This window comes from Sphingobacterium sp. B29, from assembly GCF_001952815.1.
GTDB classification, from domain to species: domain Bacteria; phylum Bacteroidota; class Bacteroidia; order Sphingobacteriales; family Sphingobacteriaceae; genus Sphingobacterium; species Sphingobacterium siyangense.
In genome coordinates, this window is sequence record NZ_CP019158.1 from 1,839,308 (window position 1) to 1,856,716 (window position 17,409).

Sequence of the window (17,409 nt, forward strand, 5' to 3'; positions counted from 1 at the left end):
ATTCTCTTTTTTAACTAAATCTTGATCAATAGTGGTGTATCAGATTATTGTTATTTTTATTTATTATTGCTATCCGTCACATTGAAAGGCTATGCTCAAGAAGCATTTGAAGGCGAAATTATTTATCAAAATAGCTTTCAAAGTAAGAATTCAAGCGTCACTAGTGAACAAATGAAGATTCTTCTAGGTGATAAGCAAGAATATTTTATTAAATCGGGGAATTATAAATCGTGCACAAATGGTGTCGGTATAACAATGCAGTTATATATTGGTGAAACCAATAGACTTTACAATAAGACGAGCCGATCCGACACACTTTATTGGTTTGATGCCGATGTGAAATCAGATGCAGTTATAAGTTATGAGCTCGTTAAGAATAAAGAGAAAATATTGGGGGAAGATTGTGATGCCTTGATTTTAAAGACGCAAGGTGGGCAGACAACCTATTTCTACACATCAAAGTACCCTGTTGATTTTACGAAGTATCAGATGCATAGTTATGGAAACTGGAACTACTATTTATCAAAAGCCAAGTCTGTTCCATTGAAAATTGTGGTCGATAATGAGCAATTCAAAATGGAATCGGTAGCTCAAAAGATAGAAGCAAGGGAACTTCCTGACGATTTTTTTGCAATATCAGTCGATACACCGATAAAGAAAACCAAATAAATCAACTTGGTCAGCAGACAGTAATCATTAATCTTTTGCTAGGCTTTTTATGCGGTGTGCGTATGCGAACAATCTATATTGAAACTGTTCGTATGCGCACATTTTCTTTTTCGTAAAGAATCTCGAAAATGCCTTTAAATGTGCTGAGAGGCACAAATGTTTTTATTGTAGCCACTGGTATAGTATTTGGCATGCAGCAGCTAAGATGGTTGTTATATTCACCTTTACATTTCCGCCATTCACCGATATTCAAATACCGTTGGTCTAAAGTCCATAGGCCAGAGATATATTGAACTTTAGTTTTGGATCCCCAAGTAAGGGTATATAGACTAACACAATAGAACAAAAAGATAGTATGAAAGCATTCGTAAAAACATTCACGGCAGCAGCTTTAATCTGCTTATCGTCAGTTGCCATGGCAGCTGAAAAGCCAGCATCAAAACCAGAAAAAATTAGCATTAATCTTTCCACAGCAGACTTCGCTTTGCAGCATTATGTTGCTGTAACGACGGCTGGAGAATCTGTGGGTTTAGAGCAATTATTTGCGGAAGATTTCAGCCAAAGGATCCAGGCTTCCAATATACAGACCTACTACGGACGCCAGGCTTTGATTAAATCTTTAAAAAAACAGCAGGGAGAAATTCTGAACTGTAAAACGCATATCAAGATTGTCGAAAAATCCGCAGATTATATGATTGCAAAAATCGTATTGAAATTTGACAGCTTTAGCATGACTGACCTAGTGACTTTAGTTTATGAGAATGGCAGTTGGCAGGTATCCAAGTCAGTCCATTCCTATCAGTAAGAACCACTCTTTTATTTTTTCTTCTTGGCTCCATTATTGTATAAATTCAGTTGCCGATAGAGCAATGGAATAGCGTGTTTTGTTCTAAATCGTTGAAATGAAGCAACTATGAGGTGTAAATTACCGAATGTGCTTGGAATTCTTTAGTTTTGAATACACTAGTTAGGGATAACCCTATGTCTCCTCGGCAAAGGAACGTTTGGAACAATTCAGAAATACGGACGAACAATGATATTGAAAGAAAGAATCGGTCACAATTACCTGAAATACCTGTTTACTGGGACGCTTTCGGCTTTGCTGGTTACAGGTTATGCGCAGGAAGTGGGGAAACAACAGAAAGAAAAGAAAGAGAAACAACAGCAACAGCAACATAGTGTGCAAGGTGGCGGTGGAGAGGTTCAAACCATGGATTCGATTGATGTCGTACGCGACTACCGGCCTATGCTGGCCGATGCGGTCAAGGTGCGCCGCAGTCCGGATATGACGCATATCAACCGCGATGCTATTGAGACGGAGCTACGCCAGATTGCCACAGCCACCTATTTAGCGCAGCAAAAATATAAACAGGCCTATTATCACGAATTGATGAAACGGCACCCAGACGCTTCGCAAAGTAATATCGATAATTATCGCATCAGCTATCTGGCTTATGGCGCTGGCGAATATAAAAGAGCAAGCGGTATGCTGGAGGCCATAAAACCTTCGGATGCCTTTTATCAGGGGGCGATCATGACATTGGGCCATATCGCTCTGGAGACTGGCGACAAGCAAGCCGCACGAAATGCTTTTGTCAAAGCGACAAAACTGGATTTAGACCAGCAAGTGAAAGCCGATGCGCTATTTAACTATGCTAAAATCTTGTTTGCAATGGACTCCACCCAAGCGGCACAAAAAGTCCTCGAGAAATATATCGAGCAGGAAGTGCAACCTGTCGATCCGGGTTCAAAAAGAAAGGAAAGTGCCGAAACACTATCCGCTGAAATCCTACGTGGGACGACCAACTTCCATGCCGGTGTTAGTATGCTGGAATCGCTAAAAGAGCGCGGTCGGGAGGTCAATGCGATCTATCAAAAGGTCACCTACTACCGCGGACTGGAGTTTTATAACGAGCGTGCTTTCGAAAATAGCATATCCATGTTTATGCGATCTGAAAAGTTTCCGGTCAATGCTGAAATGGCCGCTCTTGCGACCTATTGGAAAGCAGAGGCCATGTATGAAGTGCGCAAATTTGGTGAAGCCGTAGAAAACTTCTCCCAATTTCTAAGCCTGCCCGTCGCTCGGAATAGCGACCTGTATAATTATGCAAATTATGGGCTGGCCTATGCGGCCTACCGAAACAACCGTTTTGAGTTGGCAGCCAATTATTTTGAACGCTTTCTGACTGCTGGAGGAAATGCGGTGGATCAAAATATACGCTATGATGTCATTGCACGTCTGGGCGATTCCTACCTGTGTCTGCGCGACTACAGCCGGGCCAACAAATACTACGATCAGCTGATCAACAGCAAAGCGCCCAATCAGGATTATGCCTTATTCCAGCGCGGTGTTTTATTTGGTCTGCAAGGCGACAATGAAACCAAGCTCAGTACGCTGCGGTCGGTGTTGAAACAATTTCCATCTTCGAACTATGCAGATGATGCGGCCTTTGAAATTCCCTATACTTATTTCACGATGGGTGATTATAGCCGTGCGATCGAAGGGTTACAGGCAATGGTCGAAAAGTACCCTCGCAGTAGTTATATTCCCCGCGCCTTAATGACCATAGGACTCGTGCAGTACAACAATGATGAGCCCGAAGCGGCGAAAGCGACTTTCCAGAAGGTGGTGGAGAAATACACCCGAACTGCCGAGGCGGAGCAGGCGATGCGTTTCATTGAAAACATCTACCTCGATCAAGGGGATGCTTCGAGCTATATTCGTTACGCTGTCGGTACCAATGTCAGTAATCTGAGTCCCGCAGAGCTAGATAACATGGCTTTCCAGGCCGCGCAATCGCTATTCGCCAGGGGAGAATACGGAGCGGCTGTAGAAGCGATCAACGCCTATTTTGATAAATTTCCAAAACCCAGACAAGAAAAATTCGCCCGCTATATCCGTGGAGTGAGTTCGTACCGCACCGGGCATCCACAGGAAGCACTGCATGATCTGAATATCATCCTGAACGACTGGACGAGTAAATATTCAGAGAATACCTTGCTGACGGTTGCTGCGCTATATTTGGATCTTAAAGAATACAATGAAGCCATTGTGCACCTCAAAAAATTGGAGCTCAACGAAGAATATAAAAAGAACTATGGCTATGCGGTAACGAACCTGATGGTGTGTTACTTCGAACTCGGCGATATGGAGCAAATGGCTAAGTATGTGAGTCTGGTCAAAAATTACAACGGGGCAACCGAGGAGGAAATAGCGAAAGCGCATTTGTACAGTGGAAAAGCTTTGTTGAAAGAAAAAAATGTAGCGTCTGCCATGAAAGAATTCAACCTGGCTGCGCTGAAGAGTCAATCGGCTATCGGCGCAGAAGCACGGTATCGCGTAGCGCTTTTGCAGTACGATAACAAGGAATATGATAAGGCGCTGGAAACAGCCTTTGATGTGATTAACAATAGGGAAGCGCAAGAATACTGGGTTGCCAAGAGCTTCCTGGTGCTTGCTGATGCCTATGCGCGCAAGGGCAATGCTTTCCAGGCGAAGAGTACCTTGAAAAGTGTGATTGACAATTATGACAAAAACGATGATATCGTGCCTGCAGCGAAAGAACGCTTACAGAAGTTGAAGTAATACTTCTGAAAATTTGGCATACGCCAGATGTGATAGAATTTTTCATTTCTTTCGAATGAAGAGGATCGTATGGAACATGAACCTAAAAAGCCCGAGAACAATCGGGCTTTTTACATTAAGTAGACTGCTATAAATCTGATAAAAAACCTCCCTAATAGTTATAAACGGTATAAGATCCAAGAAGAAGAGCCATTTCTTTATCACTTAGTCTCCATAAGTGAATGATTTTATTCACATCGTCCTTCATAGCGGATTAAATCCTAATTTTTGTACAAAAACGAACCATTTCTGAACAAATCAATACCATAGCGGTAGCCTGTCGTGGCTAATTTTGTACCGTATCCCAATAAATCAGTTTTGTTGAATCAGCACACTAAATGATAAACTATAGAAGTCGCTGGCACAACAGGAATAAAATAACCAATAGACTTGAAAATATGTTCAAAAACGAAATGATAAACAAACAGCTATTCTCAAATTGGATAATAAATTTTTTTTTTAACGCTTTTATTGTGCACTTCTGGATTGCTTGGTTTTTCTCAAAAAAATGAAGGGAAAAGCGGTTCGGGCAACACCGGGTATATTTTATTAAAGCCAAAATATGATGGTCATTCAGTCTTGCGCAATCCTTTAAATGGTTGGGTAATGTATGCTCCCCGTAATGCCGATGATACGTATTGGGATATCGAATATTTTGTACCAGCATTGGGTAAAAAGGTAAAGGTCATTGATTATGCTTCGGCATGTTATGTACGCACGAGCTGGTCTTCGCTGAATCCCAGTGACGGTGTTTATGCCTGGGATGATCCAAACTCTAAAATAGGAAAGCTCCTTAAAGGCGCACAAACGAGAGGGTTGCCCATAGCACTCCGTATTGTGGTAGATGGTCGCGACCAAGGTCAAAATACACCCAAATTTGTGTTCGACCTCGGAGCCAAATATTATTTGGAAAATGAAAATCATCCCGATAGGCAAACACCTTATCCTCAGGATGCGGTATTTAGAAAATACTATACCAAATTTATCACAGCTTTGGCCAAGGAATTTAATGATCCTGAAAAGACCTCTTTTATTGATGCCTATGGCTTGGGGAAATGGGGCGAAGCACATTATGTTGTCTATGAAGATCCCAAAATGGCAACACCTGAAAGTACTGAAAAAATAAAGGAAGAAACCCTTGAATGGGTGACCAGCTTATATGCTAACACATTTACAAAAGTTCCTTTGGTTATCAACTACCATCGTCTGGTCGGTCATCCCGAAAGTTGGGGAGCAGTCAACCCGAATAGTGAACGCTTATTGGATAAAGCTATTGATAAGGGGTATAGCCTTCGCCAAGATGCTTTTGGCATGACTGGCTATTACCAGAATTGGGAAAAGGATTTTGCCAAGAAATGGAATTTTAAGCGTCCTATCATCATGGAAGGAGGCTGGATTATTGCCCCAGGTAAGCACCGTTATTGGACAGACCCCAGTGGAAAATATAGAGAAGGTCATGATGAGGATGTGAGGAAAGGTGAGTTCGACCTGTCGGCCGAAGCCCATGTCAATATGATGGACTTTAGAGCGGGGGGAGAAACTGAATCCTGGTTTAAGTCCTTTGATTTGGTTCAACGGTTTATTACAGAAGGTGGCTACCGTGTATATCCAGATCAAATCAACCTCCCTCAAGATATCAAGTCGGGAAAGATAGCGCAAATCGCCCATCGTTGGCAGAATATGGGCTGGGGCTATTTACCTAATAATATTCCACAATGGAACTACAAATATAAAGTTGCTTTTGCACTGTTAGATGCCAATGGGAATGTTAAAAAGATTTTTGTAGATCGTCAGAGTGAACCGTCTGCTTGGTTGAAAGGTACTGCTGCGAGTTATAAATTAAATGCAAAAGTAGATCTACCTTCAGGGATATATAGCTGGGCAGTCGCCATTGTTGATACGACCAAGGAAAATAAGCCGGCAATTCAACTTGCCCTTGATGGAGATTTGACGGCTCAGGGTTGGACAAAGCTTTCGGCATTGCAGGTAAAATAGAAAATTTTATTAACAACTAACACCTATTATGATAAAGCTGATCAATCTATCTTTGATATTGTCCCTTTTTTTTAGCCTGATAACCTCCAACCTTGTTGCACAGCAAAATATGGCCAATGTGTATGGTAGGCGAGCTCAATCCTTAAATGGAAAGTGGGACGCTATTGTAGACTTGTACGACCAGGGAAGAAAAAACCAAATCTACCTGAATAAAAAAGCCGAAAGCAAGACTGATTTTTATGAATACGCTTTCGAGAATGGTCTCCGTTTAAATGTGCCTTCAGATTGGAACAGTCAAATGCCTGAACTTAAATATTACGAAGGTACCATCTGGTATGGGCGTAAGTTCGATGTAGTGAAAGAAAATAACAAAAGGTTGTTCTTGTATTTCGCTGCGGTAAGTTACCGTTGTCGCATATATCTCAATGGACAAGAGATTGCACAACATGAAGGTGGTTTTACCCCCTTTCAGATTGAAATAACAGATGCAGCTAAAGAAAACGATAATTTTTTGGCAGTTGAGGTAAATAATAGCCGGCAGGTTGATGCCATTCCGGCAATGGCCTTTGATTGGTGGAACTATGGCGGTATCACCCGAGATGTCTTTTTGGTAAGCACGCCAAAAGTTTTTATCGATGATTATTTTGTTCAATTGGACAAAACCAAAGCCGATAAAATCAATGCGAAGGTCAAACTTTCGGAAACGATGGCCAATTCCTCGGTAACTATCGAAATACCCGAACTACAACTAAAACAAACGCTTAAAACAGATGCTCAGGGGGAAGTAAAAACTTCATTCCTATCGAGAAAAATCAAACGTTGGTCGCCCACTTCACCTAAACTGTATAACGTGAAGATTTCAACGCGCGACGATCAAATAGAAGAGGAAATAGGTTTTCGCAATATTTGGGTAAAAGGGGAAGATATCTTCCTGAATGGCGAAGCTATTTTTCTCAAGTCCATTTCATTTCATGAGGAAATACCTCAGCGCAAAGGTCGTGCTTTTTCACAGGCAGATGCAGTGATGCTGCTTTCAGAAGCGAAAGCTTTGGGCTGTAATATGATTCGTTTGGCGCATTATCCACAAAATGAATATATCGTGAGAATGGCCGAAAAAATGGGTTTCTTGTTGTGGGAAGAAATTCCCATTTGGCAAGGCATCGATTTTGAAAATGAATCGACCAAAGAGAAAGCCGGTAAAATGATGCGGGAAATGGTTGCTCGAGACAAAAATCGTTGCGCACTAGCTTTTTGGGGAGTAGCCAATGAAACCCAACCATCCGAGCCTAGAAATGCTTTTATCAGGCATTTGATTGCTACATGCAGAGCCATTGACACGACCAGGCTTATAACCGCTGCTTTTGATCTTGTTCGTTTCAATAAGGAGAAGGAAATCTTTGTTATGGATGATCCTTTTACGAAAGAATTGGACGTCGTAGCTGTCAACAAATATTTAGGCTGGTACCACTCCTGGCCAGTTTCTCCTGATAAAGCAGTATGGGATGTGGCAAAAGGCCAGCCTTTAATTATTTCTGAATTTGGAGGCGAGGCGCTGTATGGCAAAACGGGCGAAAAGGATGTCGTCAGTTCATGGAGTGAAGATTACCAAGCGACTTTGTACAAAAACAACCTCGAAATGTTTAAGCATATTCCAAACCTGCGCGGAACTTCACCTTGGCTGCTATTTGATTTCCGTTCGCCGTTCCGTTTTCATCCGACCAACCAAGATGCTGGAACCGCAAAGGATTGATCTCAGACCAAGGCTACCGAAAGAAAGCCTGGTTTCTGATGAAGCATTATTATGATAATAAATAAGACTTCAATTACGAAACCGAGCTTAAAGAGGAGTATCACAGTGACACTATTTTTTCGATGCCTACAAAAATAATATACTGAAAAGAATGAAAGCACCTAAACTATCGAAACACAAAATGGATGAATACAGGACAAGCATCTATAAATACTTTAAAATGATGTGCCTAATGGGGCTTTTCCTGCAGGTAGCCTTGTTAAAGGCTCAAGATGCTATCGATTTATCAGGCACTTGGGGGTTCCAGACGGACGTGATGGATTTCCGTAGAGGATCGCTGTCCCCCCGCTATAATCATCTTTTGCAAGAAACAATTAAGCTTCCCGGTATTACCGATGATTATCAGATAGGATATAAAAATCCCTATAAATATATCGACCGCCTGACCCGAAAATACGAATACATGGGACCGGCATGGTACCAACGTGATATTGAAATCCCTGCCGAATGGAAAGGGAAAAAAATATTCCTATACTTTGAGCGTACCCACTGGTTGAGTTCAGTTTTTGTAGATACCAAGGAAGTCAGCAGTATTGATTATGTAAGTGTGCCCCACAACCACGATCTGAGCTCATTTGTAAAGCCCGGAAAGAAGCATCGCATGACCATTTGTATCGATAACCGGTTTCAGTATAATACACATAAATGGAACCATGCGCATACTGAATTTACGCAGATTAACTGGAACGGTATTCTAGGAGAAATAAAACTGCTGGCCATAGCCCCAGTTTATCTGGAAGATCTTCAGGTATATCCAAATATAGCCGATCAGTCCATAAAAGTAAAATTACGGGTAAATAATGCGACCAAAAAACAGATAAAGGGCAAAGTGTCTTTCGTCATCGAGGGAACAAACTACAGTCTTAAGGATGAAGTTGCACTGGTAAGTACCGATTCGGTGACCTTCGTAGAGACCACTATTCCATTAGGTAAGCATATCAAATTGTGGGATGAGTTTAACCCAAACCTCTATCGTATAAATTGTCAACTGAATACCTCCGACGGCAAAAACAGCTACCGACATGAAAAAGCGACAACCTTTGGTATGCGTGAAGTAAAACAAGGAAAAAACCATGTACTGCTCAATAATCGTCCCATCCATTTAAGAGGCAATGTAGAAAATGCAGTGTTTCCAAAAACAGGCCATGCTCCGCTCGACGATGCCTCTTGGGAACGAATCATGGTGCTGATGAAGGCGTATGGCATGAACCATTTACGATTCCATTCATGGTGCCCGCCGGCGGCGGCCTTTCGCATGGCAGACAAACATGGAATATATTTTGAAGTGGAAATGCCTATGTGGGGCAAAGATGCCGAACCCGACGAGTCTAGATATAACTTCTTCCGTAGGGAAATTAAAGCTATTTTAAAAGAATATGGCAACCACCCTTCTTTTGTTCTGTACTGCAACGGAAATGAAATTACCGGGAATTTCGACTTTATCGAGGAGTTGACTGCCGAAGGCAGAAAAGCTGATCCCCGTCATCTTTATAGCGGTTCTACGGCAAGAACACGGGTTAAATCGGATCAATATTACGTTTCGCAGCAAACCAATAAAGGACCGGTGAAGGTGTACGAAGGTCTGCCCAGTACCGATTGGGACAAGAATTTGGAATCTGATGTAGATGTGCCCGTCATTTCACACGAGTCAGGACAACGCTGTATTTATCCAAATTTTGATGAAATAAAGAAATATGCCAACAGTCCCGTAGAGGCCCGCAATTTTGAAGTATTTAGCGATCTATTACAAAAAAATGGCATGTTGGACCAAGCAAAGGATTTCTTCAGAGCATCTGGTGCGTTAACCGTGCTGGAGTACAAAGCCGTGATCGAAGCCCTGTTGCGATCAGGTAAATCTGCCGGATTTCAGCTTTTGTCGATGAATGACTTTCCGGGACAAGGGTACGCGCCCGTGGGGATCTTCGATCCTTTCTGGGATTCGAAAGGATTGGTTACAGCAGAAAAATTCAGCGAGTTTTGCGCGCCAACGGTCGCTCTACTGCGCTACGATAAAAGCAGTTTTTTCAACACAGAAACATTTAGGGGAAAAGCCGAAGTATATAACTTTAGCAATTCTGCACTTGAAAATGCGAAAATTAAATGGTGGTTGACCGATACCGCTGGCAACGTATTGAAAAAGGGAACACTGAAAAAGCAAACCATTGCCAACGAAAATGTATCGCCGGTAGGTGAATTTGAGATTTCCCTAAAAAACATCAGCACCCAAAAAGTTACGGTTCATCTTGCGGTGAACGATAGCATTAAGAATAGCTGGGACATTTGGGTATACCCAAAACATCAACATCTGATGCAGTCTACAGCTAATGTATTGTACACCGATGTCTACGATGATGTTGCAAAAAGGCAGTTGGCCCAGGGTAAAACCGTGGTTCTTTATCCTTCTCCAGACCAGGTGAAAGGTCGAAAGTCACTGTTTCACAATCATTTTTGGAACCCCATTATGTTTGCATGGGCACCGATGACCATCGGCAACCTGGTTCATCATAAGCAGGCCATGTTTAATGATTTTCTTACTTCATACCATACCGATTGGCAGTGGTGGGATATCCTGAACCATGCAAAAGTAATCGAAATGCAACATGCACCACAACAACTGCGTCCATTTATACAGGTCATCGACAGCTACGACAACAACCAGAAATTGGGTATAGGTTTCGAAGCCAAACTGCACGGCGGGAAATTGCTGGTACTGGCATTGGATACCAAAAATGATATGGATAACCGTCCCGCTACCCAACAATTGTTGTACAGTATCGATAATTATGTAAAAAGTGAGAAATTCTCGCCGCAAGTGGCCGTGGACGAAACTTTTATTCAATCATTTTTAGAGAAATAAGAAAGATTTACACAATGGTAAGAACAATGATATTATCTATGATGACTGTTTTTTGGGGTCAGCCCCTCATGGCACAGGAAATTAGGTTAGAAGAGAAAGCGTCTGTAAACCAGGTTTATAATAAGGCTGTCGAGGCGGAAAATGCATTATCTTTGAATGATTTGGACATCGAATCGGGCTATGTACTTTATCAGACCGAGATAAACACTGATGCCGAAAGCGAAGAGCTGGAATTGGAAAACGTACGCGATTATGCCGTGGTCTATGTCGACGGTAAGGTACAGGGTAGCCTGACAGATAAGAGTAAAAAACTAGCCATCAAAGCAAATCCAGGCAAACACTTACTTCAATTTTATGTCGAGAATATTGGCCGGATCACTTACGGACCAGAAATTACAGATAATTCAAAAGGGATATTTGGCACCATTACTTTAGACGGAAACGACCTTCAAGACTGGAAAATGATCCCCTTAACGGTGCGTAATTATCCACTGAAGGATTTGGTTTTTGAACAAAGATCAGTTAATGACAGCCCCGGTTTTTACAAAGGTCACTTCGAACACAATCTGTCCGGAAACAAGTATCTTAATATGACAGGATGGGGAATGGGCGAGGTCTGGTTAAATCAAAAATATTTGGGATCTTACTGGGAGGAAGAAAAACAGCAGTCGATATTAATTCCTTCGGAGGATTTAAAACCCGGAAAAAATGAACTTGTAATCTTCGAACTCAAAAATAATCAGCAAAAGAAGATAAGTTTGTCCCCAACGCCTGTTTTTAAGTAAATTGGTACTGTTGGCTTCGCATGGATCTGCACAGCTGAAAAAGAGCTAAGGCCAGAATTTCGACGAAGCTCATTGCCTAATAGTGTGATAATCGAAGGTTATAGAACCACTGATCAACAATTAGCAGCAGGGTATTTTGATTGAACCTGGCACGCGTAAATCTTGGATAGAAATTTAAACAGCTTTAGTAGCATCGGTAAATGAATAAATACAGTCTGATAATTTGTTTCGTCGTTTTTTGGGGGCAATGTGTTCTCGGTATCGATCTTTCGAGGTATAGGTTTCATCTGATGCCCGAAACTTCCTATTATGGCGGTATACAGAGCATCGCAAAAGATAGTTTAGGGCGTATTTGGTACACGGGGCCCGATGCGCTCTTCATGTACGATGGCAATAGTTTTTATCAGTTAAATGATATCGTCTCTGCGATCAAACCAGCGCAAAAATGGGGTTATGGTTCTTTAATTCGGGATAAAAAGGGAAATCTGTTTCTAGCTTCTGGGCAAGGCTTATTAAAATTCGATTACGAACGGTTTTCTTTTCATGTCGTGGTTCCCGGAATGATCCGTTCGCTTTGTGTACATAGCGATGGTCAGGTTTACATGCTGTCAGACAATAGCATACTACGCTATAATCCGCAAAATAAACAGACAGAAAGCTTTTTATTGCCCAAAAACAAGTCTTTCCAAAATATAATGAGTGCTAAAGATCAGGTGTTTCTAAGCCAAGGCGCTGTCGTGTACCAAGTTGAAATGACGAAAAAACGCCTACTCCAGTTTGCGGATTTTGGTAGTACGACAAATCAGGTGAACGATGCGGTCGCGTACGGGGGGGAATATTACTTTTTAACACAACGAGGGGGAATCCATGTAACAGATTTAACAGGAAACTTAAAACAGAAGATCCCAGTAAGCATAATGGGAAATTCAGCCGTGTTAACCAAAAAATTATATTTGGACCAAACCGGGGTGATCTGGGTGGCTACGCAAGCTGGATTGTATCTTTATGATCCATCCAATGAAAGCAGCAGCGCCTTGCAAATGAACTTGAACGATGCTTATTCATTACCGAATAACTCGATATGGACAATTTATCCGGATCCGGACCAAGGGGCCTGGATAGGTACTTACGGTGGTAAAATAGCTTATTGCTCGCTTTACGATTCCCGAGTACGTTACTTCAAGCCCAGCCCAGGGGGACTCAATCACCCCATAGTCAGTAGTTTTCAGGAAGATCATCTGGGAAATATATGGATCGGTACCGAGGGGGGGAGCCTGAATTACTGGAATAGAAAAAAGGATCAGTTTAACCCTCTAGAAAAATCGAAGGGTAGTTCGTCGAGTCCCCATATGATTAAACGCCTGAAATTTGACCGAACGAGCAAAAAACTGTTTATTTCAGCCTATAACGGCGGTATTGGTAGTTATGATGTGGACAATCAGCATTTCAGCAGTTTCAATTTCCGCTCTCCGGAGAGCCAGCAACCACTCACCGTTTATGATTTTGTAAACGATAAGGAAGGCACCTGGTGGATGACAGATCCCGATAAATTATTTTTATATCGAAAGAAGCCGCTAGATCCTATAGAGATGGTAAGCGTCCTTGATGCGCAGGGCAAAAAAATGAAACTCGAAGTCGAAGCATTATATGTGAATAACCAAGATCAGCTCTGTTTAATTAGCCATCAAGGATTTTTTGTTGTAAATCCCCATACGTTAAAGGTATTGAAACACTACGCGCTCAAAGATGCTTCCTATTCAGCAAATTACCTGTGTAGTTATACAGTAACTTCAAATGGCGAAGTATGGTTGGGGACATTGGGTAAAGGCGTAAATGTACTCAAAAGAGATGGGACATATGTCAACTATAGTGTAAGTAACGGATTCCCGGCGAAAATGGTATTTGGCATATTAGAAGATGTTGCCACGAAAAATATCTGGTTAAGTACCAGTGATGGTCTTTTTTGTTTCAATTGGAAATCCAGTAAATTTGAGAAAGCCAGGTTTTATCAGGAAAATAACATTGGTTCATTTTATATTCATGCCGCTTACAAAACTTCCAGGGGTGAAATGCTGTTTGGCGGTACCAATGGATTTCTACTTTTCGATCCGGCGTACCTCAATAAAAATCTGCAAAAACCGAAAGTTTTTTTTTACAGGATTTCTGGTCAACAATAAACTCGTGAAACCAGCGGATGGCTCATCAGTTTTAACGAAAGACATTGGCAGTCTTTCCAATCAAAAAGAAGACAAGATAAGGCTCTCCAGTAACCAGTCCAATGTAGAAATTAAGTTTTCGGCAAATAGTTATCTATCCGCAGAGAAGAACCAGTTCGCTTACCGGATGTTGGGGCTAGGTGAAGACTGGCAAATCAGTCATGCCAACCAGAAATCTGTACAGTTTCTCAACCTTCCGGGCGGAGATTATATCTTTGAAATCAAGGCTTCCAACAATGATGGGCTATGGGGCGATCAAATATCACGATTATATATCCATGTCGATCCACCATTTTTCTTGTCCTGGTGGGCATATTGCTGCTATGCCGCACTTGTTTTTGCTCTGCTCTTTTTCATAATGAGATATTACAGCAATAAAAGAGTGTTTAAAGAGCGATTAGCACTCGAGCGTTTAAAAGAACAGAATATGCAAGAGCTGAACCAGGCGCGTACCGACTTCTTTACCAATATCTCACACGATTTAAAAACACCGCTAACCTTGGTTTTACAGCCGCTTAAACAACTCAAAGACACTATTGTGGCCAATGATACCGCTTTGGTATACATGGATTTAATAGAGAAAAATGTATCCAGAATACAGCGGATGATTAGCCAATTGCTGCGCTTTCGCGAAATAGAAAGCCAAAAAATTACGCTCAATCCGCAGGTCGGTGATTTTATCAATTTTGTAAGGGATATATTTAGCCTGTTTGAGCTCTATGCCAATAAAAAAGGTGTTGAAACCAATATTTCCGCGTACAAGGACAATTTATATGTTGCCTTTGATTACGATGTTATCGAAAAAATATTGACTAATCTGTTCTCCAATGCCCTAAAATATACACCAGATAATGGGTATGTGGGCGTACGTATCTATAGTGCAACAGCAGAAGAAAAAGAACGGTTTCCTTCGTTAGATCCGAAGGAAGTCGAATACATCTCCATTGAAGTTATAAATACCGGTGATTGTTTTTCTGAAGAACAGATCGCGATGCTTTACACTTCTTTCAACCGCTTATCTTCTCATCGGCCAACTTTTGAAGAAAGTTCAGGACTTGGACTTGCCATTGTGAAAGAACTGGTAGATGTGCTGGAGGGTAAAATATGGATGGTCAATAAGACCGATAAAATTTCATTTACCATTTTACTACCGTTAAGGAAACAGGCCGGGGCAGGCGACATGCAGCCTAATGTGTATGATTACACCGTTTCTGAAATCGACGATATTATTACGCAGGATACTGCAGCCCCAGAAACAGGATCGATCCCTATAAAAAAGACAGATAATATCCTGCTCATTGAAGATGACCAACAGCTGCGTGTTTACCTGGAGCAGCGTCTGGCCGAAAAATATAATGTATATACAGCAAGTGACGGCGAAGAAGGCTTAATTAAAGCCGAAAAAATTTATCCGCAACTTATTATTACCGATTTGATCATGCCAAATCGCAATGGCTTGGAAGTATGCCGTAGCCTTAGGCAAAATTTTAAGACTAGCCATATTCCTATTATTATGATTTCGGGTACGGGAGATGACAACCAGCATAAAATAAAAGCATTGGAATATGGCGCCAATGTGTTTATTGATAAACCGTTTCATGTTGACTACCTGTTGCAACAGACGGAAACCATTCTAAGAAATCAGCGGGAACTAAAAGAAAAATACAGCAAACACGTTCAGGTAGATCCCTCCAATGTAACCGTGACCTCCATGGACGAGGAACTGCTGATTAAGGCTATTCAGGTCATTGAAGAAAATATTGACAATGCCAGTTATTCCGTAGAAGATTTTGTGGCTGATATGAACGTAGGCAGAACCATTCTTTATCAAAAAATACATGATATTGTGGGAATGTCCATCAAAGAATTTATTTTGAATATGCGGCTGAAAAGAAGTGCTTATCTGTTAGAAAAATCGGATTTGACGATAGCGGAAGTTGCTTACCAAACCGGGTTTAACAATGCCAAATACTTTAGCGTCTGTTTTAAAAAACAGTTTGAACTGAGCCCTTCAGAGTTTAAGAAAAAGGTTTCCAGTGGAAAGAAATAAAAATACAGCCAATAGTTGACCGATATACCCTTTCAGATAGGTGAAAGGCCATTCTATATTTTTGAAATCCTAACGATCATGAAAATGACAATTTTTAGAAAAACGCTTCTGCTTACATATTGCTTTTGCTTGTTTAACGTAATTTATCTGACAGCGGCTGTCGCCCAAAAGCTAGATGAAACTTACATCAGCCCCAATAAATACAAAAGTGGTTCCCAGTCAGAACGTATACAAAAAGCCATAAATGAAGCAAAAAAGTCGACTGGGAAAGTAGTGATCCCTAAATACGATGCGGTAACAAAAAAAAGTGTCTGGCTCATCGATCAGGCCATTTTGCTTCCGGGTGATTTTGAACTTGAATTGAATAACTGTACCATTAAGCTATCGGATAAATGCCGGGATAATTTTATTCGTTCTGCAAATGCAGGGCTGGCAATTAAAGATATAGCACCCACAAAGAATATCCGGATTATTGGAAAAGGAAATGTTCTTTTAGAAGGTGCTGATCATCCCAGAGCTACCGGTGACCATAATAAAATCTTGTCCTTAAATCCCAGCGGATTTGGACAATCTTATGGTACGGATGCAGGTAAGCCCGGAGAGAACCAAAAAGGTGGATGGCGGAACCACGCCATTATATTGGCGCACACCGATGTATTTGAGGTTAGCGGCATTACATTAAAGGATTATCATGGGCATGGACTGGTATTGGAACGCTGTACAAACGGTAAGGTAAGCGATATTACTTTTAATGTGAGGCAGGCAGTAACTGTTGATGGAGTAGACAAACAGATTTTGAACCAAGACGGCATGGGCATACGTTTTGGCTGCAAAAATATTATTATTGCGAATTGCAAAGGTAAAAGCGGTGACGACTTTATTAATATAGGGTTGACAGATACCGGAGTGGGAGCAGGTGAAGAAAATGTAAATGTGGTAAGTGGTTCGATTTATAGGGGCGAAATCGACAACATTTCAACTATTTATCTCCAGAACTGGCAGGACTTCTATTCAATTTCACACCGATCCATACGGATTATGCCTGTGGGTAAGCTCCGTATAAGTCATGTTTTTATCGAGAATATGGTCATCAGTCCGCTAGCACAACAAGGTTTGGTGGTCGAGTATGGCGAGCATGTCCAGGGCTTATTTGTACGAAATTTAATCAGTCATCAACCGATAAAAGCCAAAGGTATCTCGCAGGCCAGTTTCCGCGATATCATTTATAAAGGTCGGGGTGAAGCTATCGATGTGCAACCAAGCGATACGGTTATCCTAGATCATCTAATGTGTATAAAAAAAGAATAATAAAGCGCTTTCTAACCCCCATTTTACAGCGAAAAACACATGTTTTTGCCTTTTGTACAAAATCAAACCATTTTCGTACAAAAACGAACCCTAC

General features: G+C 41.4%; 10 protein-coding genes. All 10 read left to right on the top strand.

Going from position 1 to position 17,409, the window contains the following annotated elements; translation table 11 throughout:
• Positions 1–171 precede the first annotated feature (171 nt).
• Positions 172–669 carry a hypothetical protein gene (locus BV902_RS07645; RefSeq protein ID WP_157625940.1) on the top strand — a complete coding sequence of 166 codons (498 nt, stop codon included), beginning with the start codon at positions 172–174 and terminating at the stop codon, positions 667–669.
• 355 nt (positions 670–1,024) lie between these two features.
• Complete coding sequence (locus BV902_RS07650; protein ID WP_083663510.1) at positions 1,025–1,474, top strand: nuclear transport factor 2 family protein; 450 nt, start codon at positions 1,025–1,027, stop codon at positions 1,472–1,474.
• Positions 1,475–1,702: 228 nt separating this feature from the next.
• Positions 1,703–4,255: a tetratricopeptide repeat protein gene (locus BV902_RS07655; RefSeq protein WP_075991429.1), complete on the top strand. Its 2,553-nt coding sequence runs from the start codon at positions 1,703–1,705 to the stop codon at positions 4,253–4,255.
• 645 nt (positions 4,256–4,900) lie between these two features.
• The gene (locus BV902_RS07660) at positions 4,901–6,289 is read left to right on the top strand and encodes a DUF4832 domain-containing protein (protein WP_216640441.1); all 1,389 of its coding nucleotides are present in this window, start codon (positions 4,901–4,903) and stop codon (positions 6,287–6,289) included.
• A gap of 28 nt (positions 6,290–6,317) precedes the next feature.
• Positions 6,318–8,039: a glycoside hydrolase family 2 protein gene (locus BV902_RS07665; protein WP_216640442.1), complete on the top strand. Its 1,722-nt coding sequence runs from the start codon at positions 6,318–6,320 to the stop codon at positions 8,037–8,039.
• A gap of 151 nt (positions 8,040–8,190) precedes the next feature.
• A complete protein-coding gene (locus BV902_RS07670; protein ID WP_237242016.1) occupies positions 8,191–10,956 on the top strand; it encodes a sugar-binding domain-containing protein in 2,766 nt (921 codons plus the stop codon).
• Positions 10,957–10,994: 38 nt separating this feature from the next.
• The gene (locus BV902_RS07675) at positions 10,995–11,741 is read left to right on the top strand and encodes a hypothetical protein (RefSeq protein ID WP_237242018.1); all 747 of its coding nucleotides are present in this window, start codon (positions 10,995–10,997) and stop codon (positions 11,739–11,741) included.
• Positions 11,742–11,941: 200 nt separating this feature from the next.
• On the top strand, positions 11,942–13,918 hold the full coding sequence (locus BV902_RS27670) for a ligand-binding sensor domain-containing protein (protein ID WP_216640443.1): 1,977 nt from the start codon (positions 11,942–11,944) through the stop codon (positions 13,916–13,918).
• A 4-nt stretch (positions 13,919–13,922) separates the two neighbouring features.
• Positions 13,923–16,007, top strand: coding sequence for a hybrid sensor histidine kinase/response regulator transcription factor (locus BV902_RS27675; RefSeq protein ID WP_216640444.1), 2,085 nt, complete (start codon positions 13,923–13,925; stop codon positions 16,005–16,007).
• 129 nt (positions 16,008–16,136) lie between these two features.
• The gene (locus tag BV902_RS07685) at positions 16,137–17,315 is read left to right on the top strand and encodes a glycosyl hydrolase family 28 protein (RefSeq protein ID WP_172840654.1); all 1,179 of its coding nucleotides are present in this window, start codon (positions 16,137–16,139) and stop codon (positions 17,313–17,315) included.
• Positions 17,316–17,409: the final 94 nt, after the last annotated feature.